This window comes from Compostimonas suwonensis, from assembly GCF_002797855.1.
Taxonomy (GTDB): Bacteria; Actinomycetota; Actinomycetes; order Actinomycetales; family Microbacteriaceae; genus Compostimonas; species Compostimonas suwonensis.
In genome coordinates this window covers 14,257-32,416 of the sequence record NZ_PGFB01000001.1, presented here as the reverse complement: position 1 = coordinate 32,416, position 18,160 = coordinate 14,257, and the positions used below count along the sequence as shown (strand labels likewise).

Sequence of the window (18,160 nt, the reverse complement as noted above, 5' to 3'; positions counted from 1 at the left end):
GAAGGGTGGGGCGGGATGCGGCGTCAGAAGACCCGCACGGCCACCTCGGCGGGCGCGGCGAGCAGCGACTCGATCTCGTCGTCGAGCTTGACGAGGGTGAGCGAGGCGCCCGCCATGTCGAGCGAGGTGCAGTACTCGCCCACGTAGCTGCGCCCGACCGTGATGCCGCGGTCGGCGAGGCGCTCGTGCGCGATGCCGTAGAGCAGGTAGAGCTCGCTGATGGGCGTGCCGCCCAGACCGTTGATCATCAGGGCGACGCGGTCGCCCTCCTGGTACGGCAGGTCGGGCAGGATGGCGCCGAGCAGCTCGTCGACGATCTCGTCGGCCGGCATCCACTTCGCGCGTCGGCGGCCCGGCTCGCCGTGGATGCCCACGCCGATCTCGATCTCGTCGTCGCCCAGCTCGAAGAGCGGGGAGCCCTTCGCCGGGGGAGTGCAGGCCGTGAGCGCGATACCCATCGTGCGGGTGACCGAGTTGACCTTCTCGCCGATGCGGATGACCTCGTCGAGGTCGGCGCCCGCCTCCGCGGCCGCGCCCACGGCCTTCATCACGAAGAAGTTGCCCGCGACGCCGCGGCGGCCGATCGTGTAGGTCGAGTCCTGTACCGAGACGTCGTCGTCGATGAACAGGGTCTTGACGGTGATGCCGTCGGCGACGGCCATCTCCTGCGCCATGTCGAAAGCCATGCGGTCGCCCGTGTAGTTGTTCACGAGCAGCAGCACGCCCTTCGGCGAGGCGAGCAGCTTCGTCGTCTCGTAGACGTAGTCGAGGGGCGGGGCGGCGAACACGTCACCCGGGCACGCGCCGTCGAGCATCCCGGGGCCGACCGTCATCACGTGGGCGGGCTCGTGGCCAGAGCCGGAGCCCTGGATGATCGTCACCTTGTCGGCGCGCGGTGCGTCGGCGCGGTGGATGAGGTTGTACTCGGAAACGTAGCGCAGGGTGTCCGGGTTCGCGAGGGCGATCCCCTTGAGCATCTCGGGAACGAACTGCTTGGGATCGTTGATGAACTTCTTCATGGTCGTACTCTCCGTCTGCTTGTGATGTGTCTGCTTCGTATCGGGCTGTCTGTTCCGGGTGTGGGCTTGTCTGTTCGGGATGGGGCGTTCGTTCGGGTCGGCGCGGGCGGATGCCGCGGCTAGCGCTCCGGCCAGGCGAGCGCGAGCTGCTCGGCGAGCACGGCCACGGCCACGGCGCCCGCGTCGGGGGAGCCGATGCTGCGCTCTCCCGTGTAGCTCGCGCGGCCTCGGCGGGCTTGCATGGTCGTCGTCGCGTCGGCCGCCGCACGGGCGACCGTCGCCGTGCGGTCGAGGGCGCCGGCGGGGTCGTCGCCTGCGGCGAGGGCGGCCTCGAGCTCGTCGGTCGCGGGCACGAGCGCGTCGAGCAGGGTCTTGTCCCCGACATCCGACTGCCCTCTCGCCTTGATGCCTTCCGCTGCGGCGCGGAGGGCGGCCACGACGTCGTCGCCCGTGACGGTGTCCTTGCCTTTGAGCGAGGCGCCCGCGCGCAGGAAGGCCGTGCCCCACAGGGGCCCCGAGGTGCCCCCGATGCGGCTCGTGATGGTGAGGGCGATCTTCGTGAGGAAGGTGCCGGCGTCGGTGCGGTCGAAGGTGTCCCACTCGGCGAGCACGATCTCGAAGCCGCGGGCGAGGGAGTAGCCGAAGTCGCCGTCGCCGACGACGGCGTCGAGGTCGCCGAACTCCTTCTCGCGGTCGACGGCCGTCTGCGCGATCGTGCGGACGACGAACTCGGTGGTCTCGAGAGCGGTCATACATCCTCCTGGTCTGGTGCGGGCGCCGCGGACGCGGTCGTGGTCGGGCCGGATGCCGGGGGCGGGGGCGCCGCGAGGACGGCCCGCAGCACGCCGACATCCACGAAACCGTCCGGGACGATCCCGGAGGCCGCAGCGAGCACTGCTGCGGGGACTGGGCCGCCCGGGGCCGTCGCCGGCTCGCCGAGGGAGGAGACGACGAGCTGCGCGCCCGTGAAGTCCTCGTTCTCGGTGTAGCTGCTCACGGTCACGATCGTGCGGATGCCGGCGGCCACGGCGGCCCGCAGCCCGTTCGCGCTGTCCTCCACGACGATCGCCTCCGAGGCGGGCACACCGATCTCGCGCAGCGCGAGCAGGTAGATGTCGGGGGACGGCTTCTTCGCGGGCACGATGTCGCCCGCGAAGACGTGGAAGCGGGCGGCGAGCTCGGGGCCCACCGCGTGCTCGAGCACGGCGCGCACCGATGGTTCCGCGGAGGTCGAGGCGACCGCCAGGTCGAAGCCCGCCGCAGCGGCCTCCTCGACGATGCGTCGGATGCCGGGGCGCGCGGGCAGTGCGCCGGTCGCGACGAGCTCGGTGTAGATCTGCGTCTTGCGCTTGTGCCAGGCGGCGACGGCCTCCCGCTGGCCGGCCTCGTCGACGGGCAGGCCGGCCTCGGCGACGAACTCGGGGGTCAGCAGGCTCGCGAGCCGCTCCTTGCCGCCCGAGATGAGCACTTTGACCGCATAGTCGTCCTCGCTCCACCGCACGGGGAGCCCGAACTCCTCGAAGACCTGGTTGAAGGCGGGCAGGTGCCCGTAACGCTCGGTGTCGGCGAGCACGCCGTCGCAGTCGAAGATGAGCGCGGGCACGCTCAGGCCGCCTTTCCGGCGCTTCCGAAGGTGGTCGCGAGCCCGACGGTGAGGTCGCGGATCTGCTTCTCCACCTTCGTGAAGACGGTCGGCGGATCCCACTTGTCAGCGGCCTCCGCCTCTCTCGTGGCCTCGAGCATCCCCTGCAGGTAGCGGATCTTGAGCGCGGTGGAGATGTTGACCTTCGCGCAGCCGCGGGCGATCAGGTCGGTGAACTGCGCATCCGTCATGCCGCTTCCGCCGTGCAGGGCGATGGGGATGGGGTGCGCCTCGACGAGGTCGCTCACCCGCTGGAAGTCGAGCACGGGCTCGCGCTTGTAGACGCCGTGCGCGTTGCCGATGGCCGGGGCGAAGACGTCGACCCCCGTGCGCTCGATGAAGTCGAGGGAGACCGCGAGGCTCTGCCGTGCCGCCTCGGTGTCGGAGCCCACGCCGTCCTCCACGCCCGTGATCGACTCGATCTCGCCCTCGACGTGGGCGCCGTAGCGGCGGGCCTCGGCGACGACCTCGATCGTCTGCCGCAGGTTCTCCTCCACGGGAAGCGTCGAGGCGTCGAAGAGCACCGAGTTCCAGCCCCTCTCGAGGCACTCGGAGAGCACCGCGCGATCGGGGCAGTGGTCGAGGTGCAGGGTGACCGGCACCGGGATGCCCTCGGTCATGGCCGACCACATGGCGAAGAGCACGTCGGAGCCGATCGACTTCACGGTCTTCACCGAGGTCTGCACGATGACGGGCGAGTTCGCCTCGACGGCGCCCGCGAGCACGCTCGCGAGGGTGAGGTCGTTGACGATGTTGATGGCGGGCACGCCGTAGCGGTGCTCGAACGCCTCATCGACGATGCTCTTGAGGGAGACGACAGGCACGGGGATCCTCCTTGACCGGATGCCCCGAATCTACGTCGGCTCGGCGGCGCGCAGTATTGGTGCTTCCCCCCATGCCCGGTGGGGTTTTCACCGAGCACGGGGTACTGCGCGGAAGTGGGGCCCTAGGTCGCACTCACCCTCGAGGCGGTCGATCCGCGGGTCCGGGCTTTCGCGGACCGGGTCCCGATCAGAAGGTGTAGTCGCCGCTCGCCGCCGCCTGCTCGTACGCCATACGAGGCTGCTGAGTCGCCAGTTTCCCCCCGCTGACGTCGATGAGCGTGCCGGTGATGTACTGGGCGAGATCGCTCGCGAGGAAGCAGACGAGTTCGGAGATCTCGCTCGGTTCGCCCCAGCGCCGCAGGGTCAACGAATCGAGGTAGCGCTCTTGTCGTTCTGCCGACATCTCGCCGAAGCGCCCGAGCGCCGTGGGGATCATACCGGGCGCGTAGGCGTTCACGGTGACGTTCCACGGACCGAGCTCGCCGGCCAGAGCGCGGGTGAACTGCGTCACCGCAGACTTGGACGCGGCGTACAGGGCGCCTCCGACGAGCGGCACGATGGCTGCGAACGACGAGGAGTTGATGATCCGGCCGGAGCGCTGTGCCTTCATGGCGGGGATGACGGCCTGGCAGGTGTGGAACACGCCTTTCATGTTCACATCGAAGACCCGGTCCCAGCTCTCGTCGTCCAGCTCCTCGACGAGTCCGTTGCCGGCGACACCCGCATTGTTCACGAGCACGTCGATGCGGCCGAATCTGGCGAGCACGTCGGCGACGATCTCGTTGACCCGCGATGCGTCACGGACATCGCCGGCGTAGATCGCCCCGCCCCCCTGAGCGTCTGCGATGCGTGCACCGGTCTCGCTGAGTGCGGCCTCGGTGAGGTCGAGGGCGATCGTCGTCGCGCCTTCGTCGGCGAGGGTCGCGGCGATGTTCGCACCGATCCCGCCTGCCGCTCCCGTGACGATGACGACCTTCTTGTTCAGATCGATGAGCATGAGGTTCCTTTCGGCCGACCGGGATGTCTAGTGCGAGTCGTCTTCGACGGCGCGAACGACGGCATCGCCGAACTGTGCGGAGGTGGCGCTGCCGCCGAGATCCGGTGTGAGCGTGTCTCCGCTCTGCAGCACCTTCGCCACCGCGGTGTCGATGCGCTCTCCTGCGATGGTCGCGGCCTCGTCGTCGCGGCTCGTGCCGAGCCAGTTCAGCATGAGCGCCGCGGAGAGGATGGCCGCTGTGGGGTTCGCGATCCCGCGTCCGGCGATGTCGGGCGCGGAACCATGCGCCGACTGGAACATCCCGTGATCGTCGCCGACATCCGCGCTGGCCGCCAGTCCGAGTCCGCCCACCGTCGCGCCCGCGAGGTCTGAGATGATGTCACCGAACAGGTTCTCCGTCACGACGACGTCGAAGCGTTCAGGATGCTGCACCTGGAACGTGGTCATGGCGTCGATGTATGCGTAACCGCGCTTCACATCCGGGAACTCGGCGGCCACGTCGTCGAAGATCTGCCGGAAGAAGGCGTAGCTCGCAAAAGCATTCGACTTGTCGACCACCGTGACGATCGCCGGGCGCTCCGGTCGGCGTGCGTGACGAGCGCGCGCGAGCTCGAAGGCGTGACGGACCACGCGCTCCGTGCCCGCGCGGGTCACGATGAGCGTGTCGGTCACGACGGCGTCGCCGACCCTCGCCCCGCCCTTGCGGGAGGCGAACATGCCTTCGACGTTCTCTCGGACGACGACGTAGTCGATGTCCGCCGTGCTCGTGAGCACTCTCGGCACGCCCGGATAGGTCTTCGCCGGGCGAATCCCTGCGTAGAGATCGAGCCCGGTTCTCAGCCCCAGGATCACGTCGCCGTTGACTTCGCGCCCGTCGGGGTGCCGCGCTTCGGGCAGCCCGATCGCCCCGAGATAGACGGCGTCCGCGGCCCGCGCCGCCTCGAGCTGCTCGTCCGGCAGTGCGACGCCGGTTCGCAGCCAGCGCAGAGCGCTCGCATCGAGATCGACGAGCTCCAGCTCGTGACCGACTGTCGCTGCCGCCGCCACGGCGACGCGCATCGCCTGGTCCGTTATCTCTGGGCCGATGCCGTCGCCGCCGATCACGGCGATCTGAAATCGAGACATGGTGGAGCTCCTTCGCGATCATCATTGGCACGGAGGCGCGGCGACAGCGCACGGTCACCCAGGCTCCAAACCGGTCAACTGGTTGATAGGCTAGCACGCGACACCTCCCGCGTCTCGGTATCGCGGTGATTTGCAGAAAGCAGGGACCGATGGCATCCAACCTCCCGACCGATAGCGGTCACAAGGAAGCGCCCACCGGCGCCGTCTTCACGCGTCTCGATCACGTCGGTATCGCGGTCTGGGACGCCGACAAGTGGATCCCCTATTACCGCGATGTGCTCGGCTTCGCCCTGGTCGGCGACGAGCAGGCGGAGGATCCCGGCACGAGGCTGGTGTATTTCGACGCGGGAAACGCGTTTATACAACTCGTCGAGCCCGTCAGAGACGGCATCGAGATCCGGGACTGGCTCGCCGAGCACGGAGAGGGCATCCATCACTTCTGCCTCGCCACCGACGATCTCACGGACGTCGTGCAGATGCGCCCGGGCGACGAGGTGTCGACCATCTTCCGCGCGGGCCGTCGTCGTGACGCCTGCTTCCTCACCGGCGCCCCGGAGGGGGTGCGCATCGAGGTGACCGAAACGCGTCCCTCGTGGTGATCCGCTCCAGCGCCCCGTAGGATCGCTCCATGGCCCTGGAACCATCGACCGCTGCGACGCCCCCTCTGTCGACCGACGGGGTGGCGGCGCGGGACGAGTTGAGCGCGCTCGCAGAGAGCATCGGCTCCGTCGCCCGCGAATCCGTGGTGAGCGTCGTCGCGCGACGTCTGCTCGATCAGCTCACCACCGGCAGGATCGCCCCGGGAACCCGTCTGCCCTCCGAGCGCCAACTCGCCGCCAGTCTCGAGGTGGGGCGCTCGGCCGTCAGGGAGGCGCTCGCGGCACTCGACCTGCTCGGGATCGTCGACATCCGTCCGGGCTCGGGCACCTATCTTCGAGGCAGCAGTTCCGACCTGCTCCCCAGGATCATCAACTGGGGCCTGATGCTCGGCCAGCCTCGTACCCACGACCTCGTCGAGATCCGCCAGCACCTCGAGATCCTGTCGGCGAGCCTCGCCGCCCAGCGCGCGACCGATGACGATCTCGCGGCGATCGGCCAGCGACTCGAGCAGATGGAGGCCGCCGCCGACGACATGGCCGCGTTCGTGGAGGCGGATGTCGCCTTCCACCTCGAGGTCGCTCGCACGGCTCGCAACAGTGTGCTCATCGACATCCTGCACAGCGTTCGCGAGCTTCTTCGTGTCTGGGTTCAGCGTACGAGCCAGGACAGCACGGTGACCCACAAGAGCCTCGCCGAGCACGCAGCCATCTTCGAGGCGATCTCGAACCACGATTCCGAGACGGCCATGGAGACGATGCGCGCGCACATGACCATAGCGAGCAGCAGGCTCAAGGAGTCTCTGGAGGAGGACTCCCGCTCCTGACCTCGGCTTGGCTCACGCCTTCCACTAAGCTACCAACAGGTTGACCAATTTGGTAGGGGGATGGCGATGGCCGAGCGGGCTCTGCGAATGCACATCGGTTCGTATTCGCTGCCGTCGCCGTGGGCGGCCGCCCCTGACGGGCACGGCGCGGGCATCGTCCTGGCCGAGCTCGACCGGGCCGACGGATCGCTGACCCTTCTCGACGCCCGTCACGACGACGATCCCGCGTACATCCTCTCCGATCGGAACGCCGGCATCCTGTGGACCACCTCAGAGGTCGAACACGGCGGCGAGCTCGTCGGCTACCGGGTCGCTTCCGATGGTGTGCTCGGCGAGGCATCCCGGGTCGAGACGGGCGTCGACGCGCCCTGTCATGTGCACGTGGACCTCTCCCACGGCATCGCGATCACCGCGCACTATCAGGGGCGTCGGTTCTGCGTGATCTCGCTCGCAGACGGCATGCCGGAACACGTGCTCCAGGTCATCGACCCGCCGCAATGGCCGGCCGGGGTCGATCGTCGCGCAGCACGGCCGCGTCCGCACTCGTCGCTCTCGGTCGGCGATCTCGTCGTCGCCGCCGACTGCGGACGCGACGCACTGCTGCTCTATGCCATCGATCGCGCGGCGGAGACCCCGCTCCGACTGGTGGATTCGCTGGCTCTGCCGGAAGGGACGGGGCCTCGTCATCTCGCTTTCGACGGCGAGCGAAAGCTGATCTTCGTCAGCAATCAGAACCGTGCCGGCATATCGGTCGTCTTCATCGACGAGGCCGCGCGCCGGCTCGAGCTGCGCCAGATCATCGCATCCCCCGGCCTGGGTCGTGGCGACTCGCTGCCGTCGGAGATCGCGCTTCACCCCGAGCTCGACCTGGTCTACATCGCCAACCGGCGGGATGAATCGATCTCGAGCTTCGAGATCGTCTCCGACGCCGGAGAGCTTGCTCCGCGCGCCAGTGTGGACGTGCACGGGGCGTGGCCGCGTCATTTCCGGATCACCCCGGAGGCCGACTTCCTGCTCGTCGCCAACCAGAACTCGGACCAGGTCGTGAGCTTCTCGATCGACGGCGACGGCGGACTCGAGTGGACGGGGCGAAGCCTCGATGTGGCGACTCCCACCATGATCCGCTACTGGTAGGCCGCTCGAGCGCTTCCGGCTGGACGCTGCCGGCCGTCAGGCCCGGTCGACGTCGTCGGGCAGCCGGGTGATGGCCGAGTGGATCATCCTCCGGAAGTAGCTCGCGTTCTCCGCGCTCACGGAGAGCACATCCCCGCCGTAGTGCTCGCACACGATCGCGCCACGATAGCCGAGGCTGATCGCCAGGGCGATGACCTCGCGGTAGTCGATGATTCCATCGCGCGCGGTCGCCGGGATCGCGCTGAACCAGGTGCCGTCGTCGGCCTCGTCGCGCTGGTAGTTCTTGGCGTGCCAGTAGTTGGCATACGGCAAGGTCGTGGCATAGAGCTCCCGCCAGTCCTCCACGGGTCGATGCAGTCGGATGAGATTGCCGACATCCGGGTTCAGGCCGACGTTGTCGAGGCCGACATCCTGCACAAAACGAACGGCGGAGTCCGCCGTTCCCAGGTAAGTGTCCTCGTAGAGCTCGAGCGAGAGGTCCATGCCGACCGATCCGGCATGCTCGCCAAGCTCTCGAATTCTCCTGACGGCGAGATCCCAGGCGTCTCGGTCGTCGACGGGGTCGACGGGGCCCTGGGCCGTCCAGAACCACAGTGCTTGCTGCTGCGCCGGCAGAAGGGGCCGGTGCAGCCCGGTGTTGTATGTCCTAGCCCCGAACTCGGCGGCCACATCGATCGAGGCGTGGCCATAAGCGAGGTTGCGTTCGCCGCGGCCGGGCTCGATCACGCTGACTCGCTGAATGTGCAGAGACGGCAGGGCGAGGCCGGCGTCCGCGATGACCGCGCGGAGCTCTGCGCGCCGTTCCGGCGTCAGCTCGGCGGGTGTGATCCAGCCGTCGGAGAGCTCGACGTGCTCGAAGCCCTCGGCCGAGATCTCCTCGAACACAGCCGACCACTCCTGCGGGGTCGCCTCCTGCATCGGGCGTCCGTCGCGCGTGACCCGAGGAGCGCCGTTCATGCTGGCGGTGATCGGGAGATCCGTGGGTTCTGGTGCTGCCATCGTGTACTGCTCCATTAAAATAAAACGTGGGCCGCCGTCGTCGTCGGTCCGAAACGATTGATCTGAGACGGGCATCGTGCCGTGGCGCGTTCCGGCTGTACGTCGGAGAAGTGCGCCACGACACGATGCCGGAGTGGATGTCGACTAGCCTGCTGTCCTCGTCGCCTTCTTGGCGGCGGCCGCGTCCTGCCTCTGCTGGATGGCCTCGCTGTCGTAGCCGAAGACCTCGGGGAGGATGAAGATCGCCGAAAGGAGGCCGATGAGCGCGAACGACGACACGAGCAGGGTCGCCCCCGACTGCCCGAGGGCCGCGGTGATCGACGGGAAGAGGAAGATCGCGAGGAACGCGGCGAGCTTGGCGAACGCGTAGGAGAACCCGCCCGCCGTTCCGCGGTACTCGGGCTTGGCCACGATCGTCGCGATCGTCATGACGTTGGAGATCGACAGGTACTCGCCGTAGATCATCACCGCCGCCGCGAACGGAACGACATAGATCCAGTTCTGCTGGAGCGCGAGCGCGGCGAACAGCAGCGACACCAACACGATCGAGAAGCCGAGGATCGAAACGCCGCGGTGACCGATCCTCTTGGCCACCGAGGGCGCGAGCCAGCCGGACAGGGCGGCGATCGAGTACAGCACCACGAGGATCAGGTTGTTGCCGGTGAGGCTGGAGACGCCGAGCGCGGCGAACAGGAGCGGAAGGTAGAACCCGAAGCTCTGGAACTGTGCCGTGGAGAGGAAGTTCGCAAGCCACGAGTGCACACTGGCGCGCATTCTCACGGGGTCGGTGCGCAGGTCGGCGAGGAAAGCCGCTGGCGCCGGTTTCGGCACCACGACATCCTCGTCGGGCAGCATGTCGAGCGAGTCGCCGTACAGTTTCTGCGATGCGACCTTCGCCTCGCGGAATCTCCCCTGCCGGATCAGCCAGATGGCCGTCTCCGGCAGATTGAACCGCAGGAGCAGGATGATGGCTGCGGGAATCGCGCCGATGCCGAGGGCGATGCGCCAGACGGCTTCGGGACTGGGGATGGTCAGGATCAGCAGCGTCACCACGGCCGCGGCGAGGGCGTTGCCGAGGCCGAACATAAACTGCCATCTGGTGCCCATCAGCTCGCGCTTCGACTTCGACATGGCGTCCATGATGTAGCTGAACCCGATCGCCGGCTCACTGCCGAGCGGAAGACCGAGGAAGAAGCGGATGACGATGAGCGCTTCGATGCTCCACGCCATCGACTGCGCGAGGGCGAGCACGATGAACAGGATCATCGTGCCGAGGAACATCACGCGTCGACCGAGCTTGTCGACGAGCCAGCCGCCGATCAAGGCTCCGATGAGCGCGCCGAGCTGCGTCGCTGCAGCGGCGAGACCGAGCACGAACGGATCGGGATTGAACTGGTCCTTGATGAAGACGAGCACGAATCCGATCGAGTAGAGGTCCCATGCCTCGACCAGAATGGATGCAAGCATGAGCCATCCGACGCGGTTGCCCGCACCGCTGGTTTTCGACAGCAGGTGTCGAATGGCACCGTTCATCGTTTCGATATTCACTGGTGTGGTGGTCACCACAGCTCCTTTCACAATGGGGGTCACGGAGTCGTCTCGTCATCGATGACGGACGTCGTCGGTTTCTCAGCACTCCAGCTGGCGGGCGAGATCCGTGAGGCTCGTCGCAGCGATGTCGAAGTCGTGCAGCGCACGGATGTCGGTGGTCTGGCCCGGGCCGTGCTCCGCGGGCCGGTTGACGTACATCGTTCGGAACCCGAGGGCGCCGGCGGCGACGAGATCGTCGTTGTGCGCCGCCACCATCGCGCATTCGTCGGGCCGGAGCCCGAGGGCTTCTGCGCTGCCGAGATAGGTGATCGGCTGCTCCTTGTACGAATGCGAGATCTCCGCACCGAGGATCGCGTCCCAGGGAAGTGCGCCGTGTTTCGCCAGATTGACCATCAGCGCGATGTTGCCGTTGGAGAGCGTGGCGATGATGAACCGCTGTTTGAGCCTGCTCAGTCCTTCTACGGCATCCGGCCACGGATCGAGCCGCCACCACGCATGTGACAGCTCCTCGATCTCGCTCTCGCTCAGCTCTGCGATGTCGTGTTTCGCCAGCAGCTCGACCAGGTTCTCGTGGTGGAGCACGTCGAGGGTGACCCACGGACGTGCGCCGCTCCGCACCTGTTCCAGCGCGGGCTGGTAGCCGCCACGCCATTCGTCGGCGAGTTGAAGCCAGTCGAACTCGTGCCCTGCGGGCTCGAGCGCGGCACGCAGCTCACGCGCGATGCTGGTGCGCCAATCCACGACGGTACCGAACACGTCGAAGGTCAGCGCCTTGACTGCGGGGAGGGACATCGTTGTCTAGTGCCTTTCGTGAGTGCGGGTATCAATCGCGATGCAGAGCGGCGGCGTGCGTGCTGCACGCTGTTCCACTCCGTGAGCAGCGTCGGCGGCTCATCGGGCGGGGTGGCCCTGCGGGCTCGGTCGACGAGTCGGCATGGCATGAACCGGAAATGCGAACAGACGGAGAGCTGTGGCGTCCACGGTGACTCCATTCGAATGTGCTGTCGGAGCCGCGCCAGGAGCAGCGACTTGTGACGAGTATGTTCGCTTGGTATCAACTTGTCAACCGGTTGATCAATTTTGCGACGACGAGTCCCGTTGACTCCGGAACGGGCGCCGCCGTGGAGCGTCGTATCCACCCTGGTCAGGCGGCGGCGTCGGCCGTCGTCGGGTGAGCACGCCGCTCAACCGTCGTCGGCGCCGTGGGGAGCGTCGGCAGCTCGGACCGCTCGGCGTGCTCGACGTCTGAGCCCGGACGATCGCGCCTGTGTGCGCGTGCCGGTCCGGTGTGCGGCGGCTTCGACGTCGTTCAGCGCACGGCGAGCGCGGCGAGCATCGTGCGGTTGTGCGCGCCGGTCTTGCGCAGGATCGTGCCCACGTGCTTCTCGACCGTCTTGACCGAGATCGCGAGCTCGACGGCGATGCGCTTGTCGGGCAGACCGCGTTCGACGAGGGCGCGCACCTCGCGTTCGCGCGGGGTCAGGCCGCTGTCGTCGACGTCGGACTCCGGCTTCGGCCAGCCGCCGAGCGTGCGCAGCACGTCGCTCGCGACGAGCGCGTCGCCGGTGGCGGCGGAGACGATCGCACGGCCGAGCGACACCGCGTCGACGGTGCGCTCGACGAAGCCGCGGGCACCGGCCGCTGCCGCCTCGCGGATGTCGTCGTCCGGTGAGCCGACGAGCAGCACGACGGCGGCATCGGGGTCGGCCGAGCGCAGCGTGCGCACGAGTTCGGCGCCGGATGCCCCCTGAAGCGCGATGTCGGCGAGCACGACATCCGGCCGCAGGAGGGTGATCGCGTCGACGACCCGTGTGGCGTCGGCGAGCTCGCCGACGACCCGGATGCCGGGCTCGGCCTGGGCGAGCAGGCGCACGAGGCCCGCGCGCATCGCCGGCTGGTCGTGCACGATGACGACCCGCCAGTGCCGCAGCGGCTCGTCGTCGGTCGTGGCGGCGGTGTAGGGCAGGTCGGCCCGCACGCGGGTGCCCCAGCCCGGCGTCGAGTCGATCTGCACCCGCCCGCCGACCTGGTGCGCGCGGGCGAGCAGCCCGCTGAGACCGAGGTTCCTGACGACACTCGGCTCCGTCGAGCTCCGCCGGATGTGGTCGTGGTCGAAGCCGCAGCCGTCGTCCTCGACGATCGCGGCGACGCCCTCGCTGCCGTAGACGAGGCCGAGGCGCACGGTGGCGGCCTGGGCGTGGGCGACGACGTTGGCGAGGCTCTCCTGCACGATGCGGAACAGCTGCTGCGAGACATCCGGCGCGATGTCGTGACGGGTGCCGACGCTCAGGAACTGCGTGTGCAGGGTGCTCATGCGCGCGGCCCGGGCCAGCTCCTGCCGCAGGGCGTCTTCGAGCGTGCAGCGGTCGAGCACCGAGGGGCCGAGGCCGAGCACGGTGCGCTTGGTCTCGTCGAGGGCCTCGGATGCCGCCTGCCGCGCGAGCGCGAGCTCCTGCCTCAGAGGCGGGCGGCCGGCATCCTCGTCGTCCCCGGCCGGGGCTGTGCGCCCGGTGCCGTCATCGAGGTCTCCGATCGCGCCGTCGAGGTGCAGGAGCACGGAGGCGAGGCCCCGGCCCACGGTGTCGTGCACGTCGCGCATGGTGCGCTCGCGCTCGGCGGTGACCGCGGCGGCACGCATCCTCTCGGTCGTCGCGGTGTGCAGTCGGGAGTTGGCGATCGCCACGGCGGCGTGGGTGGCGAAGAGGCCGAGCAGCTCGACGTCGGTGCGGTCGAAGACGCGGGTCGAGGAGGTCCCGAAGACCACGCAGGCGCCGATGAGCGTCGCGTTGAGCCGGATCGGCACCCCGATCACGGGAACCTCGTAGCGGGGGTCGCCCGGGGCGATGTGCCCGCCCGGCACGAGCGAGTAGCGCTCGAAGGTCACGGGGCCGTTCGCGCGCACGACCGCGCCCGTCACGCCCTCCTCGAGGGGGAAGACCTCGCCGGAGTGGCAGCCGACGGCGATGTCGACCTCTTTGCGGTAGCTGCGCGCCGCCTCGTCGATCGTGCAGATCGAGCCGCTCTCGCAGTCGAGCAGCTCGACGGCGTTGCGCAGGATGCGATCGAGCAGCGGTTCGAGCCGGAACTCGCCGGCCAGGTCGTTGGCGAGGGCGGCGAGGCTCGCGAGCTGGTCGCCCAGGAGTGTCGACGAGGGTGCGTCGTCAGACGCGTCGAACGTTCGCTGCGGGCCCATGAGGGTCATAGTGATCCCTTCCGGCGCGCTCCATCGCGCGTCACGTCCAGTGTCGCGCACTGCCCGCCCGGGGTCCAGCGTGCCGGGGCGCAACGCCTCGTCCTCGCCCCCCTCCGGCTCACAACCGACTCGGAGCCGACTCAAAACGACGGACTTTGTGCACGAGAAAGCCCGTTTCGCGCCGAAACGGGGCAAAAAGAGGAGAATCTCCGTCGTTTTGAGTTGCGTCGTTGTGAGGTGCGCCGAGGTGGTTCAGCCGCGCACGGCCGGCCTCAGCGGAAGTTGACGAACTGCAGGTCGACGTCGAGGTCGGCGGCCTTGAGCAGCGCCATCGTCGCCTGCAGGTCGTCGCGGCTCTTCGACTGCACGCGCAGCTCGTCGCCCTGGATCTGCGCCTTGACGCTCTTCGGCCCCTCGTCGCGGATGATCTTGCTGACCTTCTTCGCGTCCTCCTGCGAGATGCCCTGCTTGAGGCTCGCCTCGAGACGGAACTCCTTGCCCGAGGCGTAGGGCTCGCCGGCATCCAGGCTGCGCAGCGAGATGCCCCGCTTGATGAGCTTCGACTCGAAGACCTCGAGGATCGCCTTGACGCGCTCCTCGGTGTTGGCCTTCATGAGCACCTTCTCGCCGCTCCAGGCGATCGAGGCGCCCACGTTCTTGAAGTCGTAGCGCTGCTCGACCTCTTTGTGGGCCTGGTTGAGGGCGTTGTCGGCCTCCATCTTGTCGACCTTGCTGACGATATCGAACGTTGAATCTGCCATGCCGTCAATGGTAGCGAGGGATGCCGCGTGGCCGCCGTTTATACATCCGTGATCTGATGGCAGGGTGAACAACCGTCGACGCCCGCGCCGCGCGCATGCCGCGACGGCCGCTCTGCCGGCCCTGCTGGGCGCGCTGCTGCTCGCCGGCTGCACGAGCCCCGTGCCGCCTCCCGCCTGGGCCCCGCCGGCCCCGCTGCCGCCGAGCGCGGGCGCCCCCGCCGGCCCCGGGGTCTCGGCGCTCGTCGACCCCGCGTGGGTCGCACGGACGGCCGAGCGCACGGGCATCCCCGAGCGGGCCCTGGCCGCTTACGCGGGCGCCGCGATCGCGAAGGACGCCGAACGGCCCGACTGCCGGCTCGGCTGGAACACCCTTGCGGGCATGGGCTACGTCGAGTCCCGTCACGGCTCCGCACAGGGGTCGTCGATCGCCGCCGACGGAACGGTCAGCCCCACCATCTACGGCGAGGCGCTCGACGGCGACGACGTCGAGCACATCCCCGACAGCGACGCCGGGGCCTTCGACGGCGACGCCGAGTTCGACCGCGCCGTCGGGCCGTTCCAGTTCATCCCGGAGAGCTGGGCGAACTGGCAGATCGACGCGAGCGGCGACGGCGTGGCCGACGTCGACAACATCGACGACGCCGCGCTCGCGGCCGCGAACTACCTGTGCCGGGCGAGCGACGACCTGGGCACCGAGGCCGGCTGGACGCTCGGGATCGCCTCGTACAACTCCTCCCAGCTGTACCTCGACAGGGTGGCGGAGGCGGCGAGCGGATACGGCTCGAACGACTGACCCCCAAACTGGGGTGGTTGCCCGCGTTTTGATCATCTTTCGTCCAGCCCTCGTTCACCCGGGGGTCGTGTGGTCGTCATCTGGCGAACCGAATCTTCCCTGCGGGGGACAGTGAACTGAGAAAACCGTGGCAAGAGGCTTCGAAAACGCCATGGTTTCCTTTCCCCCGAGGCTGTCCCGAAGACGGATGTCGGAGTGATCATGCGTTTGAGCCCGAGGGTGTCGTTCTCCTCGTTCGCGTCTACCGACGACCCGCAATTCGCGGTCTGGAAGCGCGTCAACATGAAGATGCTCGGCGGCGTCGACGAGGAGCCGCAGCCGCGACCCGGCGTCTCGAGCCGCGGCCCCGGACGGGGCGCCTCGACGACCGCCCGTCGCGAGCCGTCGCGGCCCTGCGGGATCTGGCAGCTCCTCGCCTCCAACAACCGTGAGCTCGGGCGTAGCGCCCGAGCCTACCTGACCTTCGCCGGGGCGTCCGCCCACGTTCGCGAGCTGCAGGAGAACGCCGGCGAGCTCATCATCCGCGTCGACAGCCACCGTTACCTGGGCACCTGGTTCTGGTACCTCGAGTTCGAGGGAACCCCCGTGGTCACCTGCGTGCGCACCTTCGGCTCGGCGGCCGACGCCGCGCACACCGCGTCGGGCGCGGTGCTCGCGCTCGGGCAGGCGGTTCTCGACGAGTCGCCGCGCTCCACATCGCGCGGCCGCAAGATGGTGCGCGTCGACGAGTCCGCACACGCCTCCGTGTGGTGACCGTGCCGGATGACGGCCTGATCTCGGGGCGCTACCGGCTCGGCGAGCTGCTCGGCTCGGGCGGCACGGCATCGGTCTTCTCGGCCGTCGAGGTGAGCACGGGGCGTCCGCTCGCCCTCAAGATCCTGCACCCCCACTTCTCGGCCTACGAGGCGGCGCGCGAGGCCTTCTTCCGCGAGGCGCGCGCGGCCGAGGCCATGCGGCACCCGAACGTGGTCGCCGTGCTCGGCGTCGGCACCCACGACGCGGCCGGTGTGCCGAGCGCCTGGATCGCTGTCGAGCTGGCCGAGGGCGTGACCCTCGCCGAGCGCGTCGAGACGGACGGCCCGCTCACCGTGGCGCAGGCTGTCGCCGTCATCGAGGGGGTTCTGCTCGGGCTTCAGGCCGCGCACGCCGCGGGCGTCATCCACCGCGACATCTCGCCGTCGAACGTCATGGTTCCGGCGGCCGGCTCGGAGCTCGAGGCCGGCCGGGTGCGGGTGCTCGACTTCGGTCTCGCGGATGCCGCCGGCCGTCAGGCCCTCGGCCACGACGTGCTCCGCAGCGAGGCCGTCGCGACCGCGGGTGCTGCCGCTGCCGATGCCGCCGACGGCGCGGGCGCGAAGGCCCCCGGAGTCGTCGGCAACGTCAACTACATGTCGCCCGAGCAGGCGCGGGGCCTCACGGTCGACGAGCGCGGCGACCTCTACCAGGTGGCGGCGCTCGCCTACTACGCCGTGACCGGCAGGCCGCCCTACCAGCGCGACACGCAGCGCGAGGTCATGCGCGCCCACGTGCAGGCGCCGCCGCCCGTGCCCTCCTCCCTGCGACCGGGCGTGGGCCGCGGCTTCGACCGCTTCGTCGTGCGCGGGCTCGCGAAGGATCCGCAGGGCCGCTATCCGGATGCCCGGACCATGCTCGACGCATTGCAGGCTGCTGCTCCGCCGAGCACTGCGGCGCGCACGGTGGTGCTCGGCGGCCTGGACGGCGCGGGCCACGATGACACGGAGGGGTTCGGCGATCCGGACGACGGCGCGACGAAGGTGCTGCCGGCCGCGTCCGAGCGCACGGTCGTGGCGCGGCATCCCGGTCTCTCATCGGTACCGACGCGCACCTCGGCGGTCACCGTCGCCGCCGGTCAGCAGCCGTCGCGTCGCTCGGGATGGGCCGCGGCCTCGCTCGTGGCCGCCCTCATCGTCGTGGTGTGGGGGTTCGCCGCCGCGTATGGAAACCCCGGAGGGCCCCGGGCGCTGCCCACCTCGATTCCCACGGCGACCCCGACGACGACACCGACACCGACCGCGACATCCGAGCCCATGGTCGTCGATGAGAGGCCGATCGTGCCCGCTCTGGGCGGGCTGCCCCTGGCCTCGGCCCGCAGCGCGCTCGAGGCGGCGGGGCTCACGGTCGGCGCGGTCACGAGCGACGACTCCGAGCTGGCCGCCGGCACCGTCCTGCGCTCCTCCGCCGCAGCGGGCGAGCGTCTCGCACCGGGCACGGCCGTGGATCTCGTCGTCGCCTCGGGCTCGAACAGGGTTCCCGCGACCGCGGGTCTGGCGCTCGCCGACGCGACGGCGCTCCTGGAGTCCGCGGGGTTCGTCGTGAGCGTCGTCTCGCGCCTGGAGCCGTCGTCGCCGGAGGGCAGTGTCGTCGCAAGCGAGCCCGCCGAGGGCGTGCGGGCTGCTCTCGGCTCGACGATCATGCTCGTCGGGGCCGTGCATCCGGTGGTGCCGACGTCGACGCCGAGTGCCACGCCGTCCCCGACGCCCAGCTCCACGCCGTCCCAGACCCCCGGCTCGACGACGAGCCCGCCGCCGACCGGAGATGGCCGATGATGATGAACACTTCGACGATCCGCCTGGTGATCACGTCACGTCCATCTCGCCTTAAGCGGAACGATTCGCCCCGTTCATCTCATGATCCGAGGGTGTTCTCTTGGCCCGCCTTGGCTCGTGTCCGCGGCCGGC

General features: G+C 69.1%; 17 protein-coding genes. 6 read left to right on the top strand and 11 right to left on the bottom strand.

The genetic code is table 11. The features are described from left to right. Positions 1-23: 23 nt before the first annotated feature. The 6 genes from dhaK to CLV54_RS00130 form a co-directional block, all read right to left on the bottom strand. Positions 24-1,019 carry a dihydroxyacetone kinase subunit DhaK gene (gene dhaK, locus CLV54_RS00155; RefSeq protein ID WP_100342953.1) on the bottom strand — a complete coding sequence of 332 codons (996 nt, stop codon included), beginning with the start codon at positions 1,017-1,019 and terminating at the stop codon, positions 24-26. Positions 1,020-1,138: 119 nt separating this feature from the next. Then, positions 1,139-1,771 carry a dihydroxyacetone kinase subunit DhaL gene (gene dhaL / locus CLV54_RS00150; RefSeq protein ID WP_100342952.1) on the bottom strand — a complete coding sequence of 211 codons (633 nt, stop codon included), beginning with the start codon at positions 1,769-1,771 and terminating at the stop codon, positions 1,139-1,141. Further along, positions 1,768-2,622: an HAD-IA family hydrolase gene (locus CLV54_RS00145; RefSeq protein WP_100342951.1), complete on the bottom strand. Its 855-nt coding sequence runs from the start codon at positions 2,620-2,622 to the stop codon at positions 1,768-1,770. Before CLV54_RS00145 ends, dhaL begins: the two co-directional genes overlap by 4 nt. A 2-nt stretch (positions 2,623-2,624) precedes the next feature. Then, complete coding sequence (locus CLV54_RS00140; protein WP_100342950.1) at positions 2,625-3,485, bottom strand: class II fructose-bisphosphate aldolase; 861 nt, start codon at positions 3,483-3,485, stop codon at positions 2,625-2,627. A gap of 187 nt (positions 3,486-3,672) precedes the next feature. After that, positions 3,673-4,482, bottom strand: coding sequence for an SDR family NAD(P)-dependent oxidoreductase (locus tag CLV54_RS00135; RefSeq protein ID WP_100342949.1), 810 nt, complete (start codon positions 4,480-4,482; stop codon positions 3,673-3,675). Positions 4,483-4,509: 27 nt separating this feature from the next. Continuing rightward, positions 4,510-5,607, bottom strand: a complete 1,098-nt coding sequence (locus CLV54_RS00130; RefSeq protein ID WP_100342948.1) for an isocitrate/isopropylmalate dehydrogenase family protein — start codon at positions 5,605-5,607, stop codon at positions 4,510-4,512. Positions 5,608-5,756: 149 nt separating this feature from the next. On the opposite strand from CLV54_RS00130, the gene CLV54_RS00125 reads away from it, so the two are divergent. The 3 genes from CLV54_RS00125 (at position 5,757) to CLV54_RS00115 (ending at position 8,164) form a co-directional block, all read left to right on the top strand. Beyond that, positions 5,757-6,206, top strand: a complete 450-nt coding sequence (locus CLV54_RS00125; protein ID WP_100342947.1) for a VOC family protein — start codon at positions 5,757-5,759, stop codon at positions 6,204-6,206. A gap of 29 nt (positions 6,207-6,235) precedes the next feature. After that, complete coding sequence (locus tag CLV54_RS00120) at positions 6,236-7,030, top strand: FadR/GntR family transcriptional regulator (protein ID WP_100342946.1); 795 nt, start codon at positions 6,236-6,238, stop codon at positions 7,028-7,030. Between the two features lie 87 nt (positions 7,031-7,117). Continuing rightward, positions 7,118-8,164, top strand: a complete 1,047-nt coding sequence (locus CLV54_RS00115; protein WP_157802737.1) for a lactonase family protein — start codon at positions 7,118-7,120, stop codon at positions 8,162-8,164. A gap of 36 nt (positions 8,165-8,200) precedes the next feature. Here the strand turns inward: CLV54_RS00115 and CLV54_RS00110 are convergent, their stop codons facing one another. The 5 genes from CLV54_RS00110 to CLV54_RS00090 all read right to left on the bottom strand — a co-directional run bounded on the left by CLV54_RS00110 (position 8,201) and on the right by CLV54_RS00090 (position 14,668). Continuing rightward, positions 8,201-9,163, bottom strand: a complete 963-nt coding sequence (locus tag CLV54_RS00110) for a sugar phosphate isomerase/epimerase family protein (protein WP_100343586.1) — start codon at positions 9,161-9,163, stop codon at positions 8,201-8,203. A gap of 144 nt (positions 9,164-9,307) precedes the next feature. Further along, positions 9,308-10,630: an MFS transporter gene (locus CLV54_RS00105; RefSeq protein ID WP_211294396.1), complete on the bottom strand. Its 1,323-nt coding sequence runs from the start codon at positions 10,628-10,630 to the stop codon at positions 9,308-9,310. 162 nt (positions 10,631-10,792) lie between these two features. Continuing rightward, complete coding sequence (locus tag CLV54_RS00100) at positions 10,793-11,506, bottom strand: haloacid dehalogenase type II (protein ID WP_100342943.1); 714 nt, start codon at positions 11,504-11,506, stop codon at positions 10,793-10,795. 517 nt (positions 11,507-12,023) lie between these two features. Continuing rightward, positions 12,024-13,916, bottom strand: a complete 1,893-nt coding sequence (locus tag CLV54_RS00095; RefSeq protein WP_100342942.1) for a hybrid sensor histidine kinase/response regulator transcription factor — start codon at positions 13,914-13,916, stop codon at positions 12,024-12,026. A 263-nt stretch (positions 13,917-14,179) separates the two neighbouring features. Continuing rightward, on the bottom strand, positions 14,180-14,668 hold the full coding sequence (locus CLV54_RS00090) for a YajQ family cyclic di-GMP-binding protein (protein ID WP_100342941.1): 489 nt from the start codon (positions 14,666-14,668) through the stop codon (positions 14,180-14,182). A 64-nt stretch (positions 14,669-14,732) separates the two neighbouring features. Here CLV54_RS00090 and CLV54_RS00085 point away from each other — a divergent pair, with 64 nt between their 5' ends. From CLV54_RS00085 to CLV54_RS00075, 3 genes are all read left to right on the top strand, one after another. After that, positions 14,733-15,461 carry a lytic transglycosylase domain-containing protein gene (locus CLV54_RS00085; RefSeq protein WP_157802736.1) on the top strand — a complete coding sequence of 243 codons (729 nt, stop codon included), beginning with the start codon at positions 14,733-14,735 and terminating at the stop codon, positions 15,459-15,461. Between the two features lie 201 nt (positions 15,462-15,662). Further along, positions 15,663-16,214, top strand: coding sequence for a hypothetical protein (locus CLV54_RS00080; RefSeq protein WP_157802735.1), 552 nt, complete (start codon positions 15,663-15,665; stop codon positions 16,212-16,214). Beyond that, a complete protein-coding gene (locus tag CLV54_RS00075) occupies positions 16,211-18,028 on the top strand; it encodes a protein kinase domain-containing protein (protein ID WP_157802734.1) in 1,818 nt (605 codons plus the stop codon). The genes CLV54_RS00080 and CLV54_RS00075 overlap by 4 nt, the downstream gene beginning before the upstream one ends. The last annotated feature ends 132 nt before the right edge of the window (positions 18,029-18,160 follow it).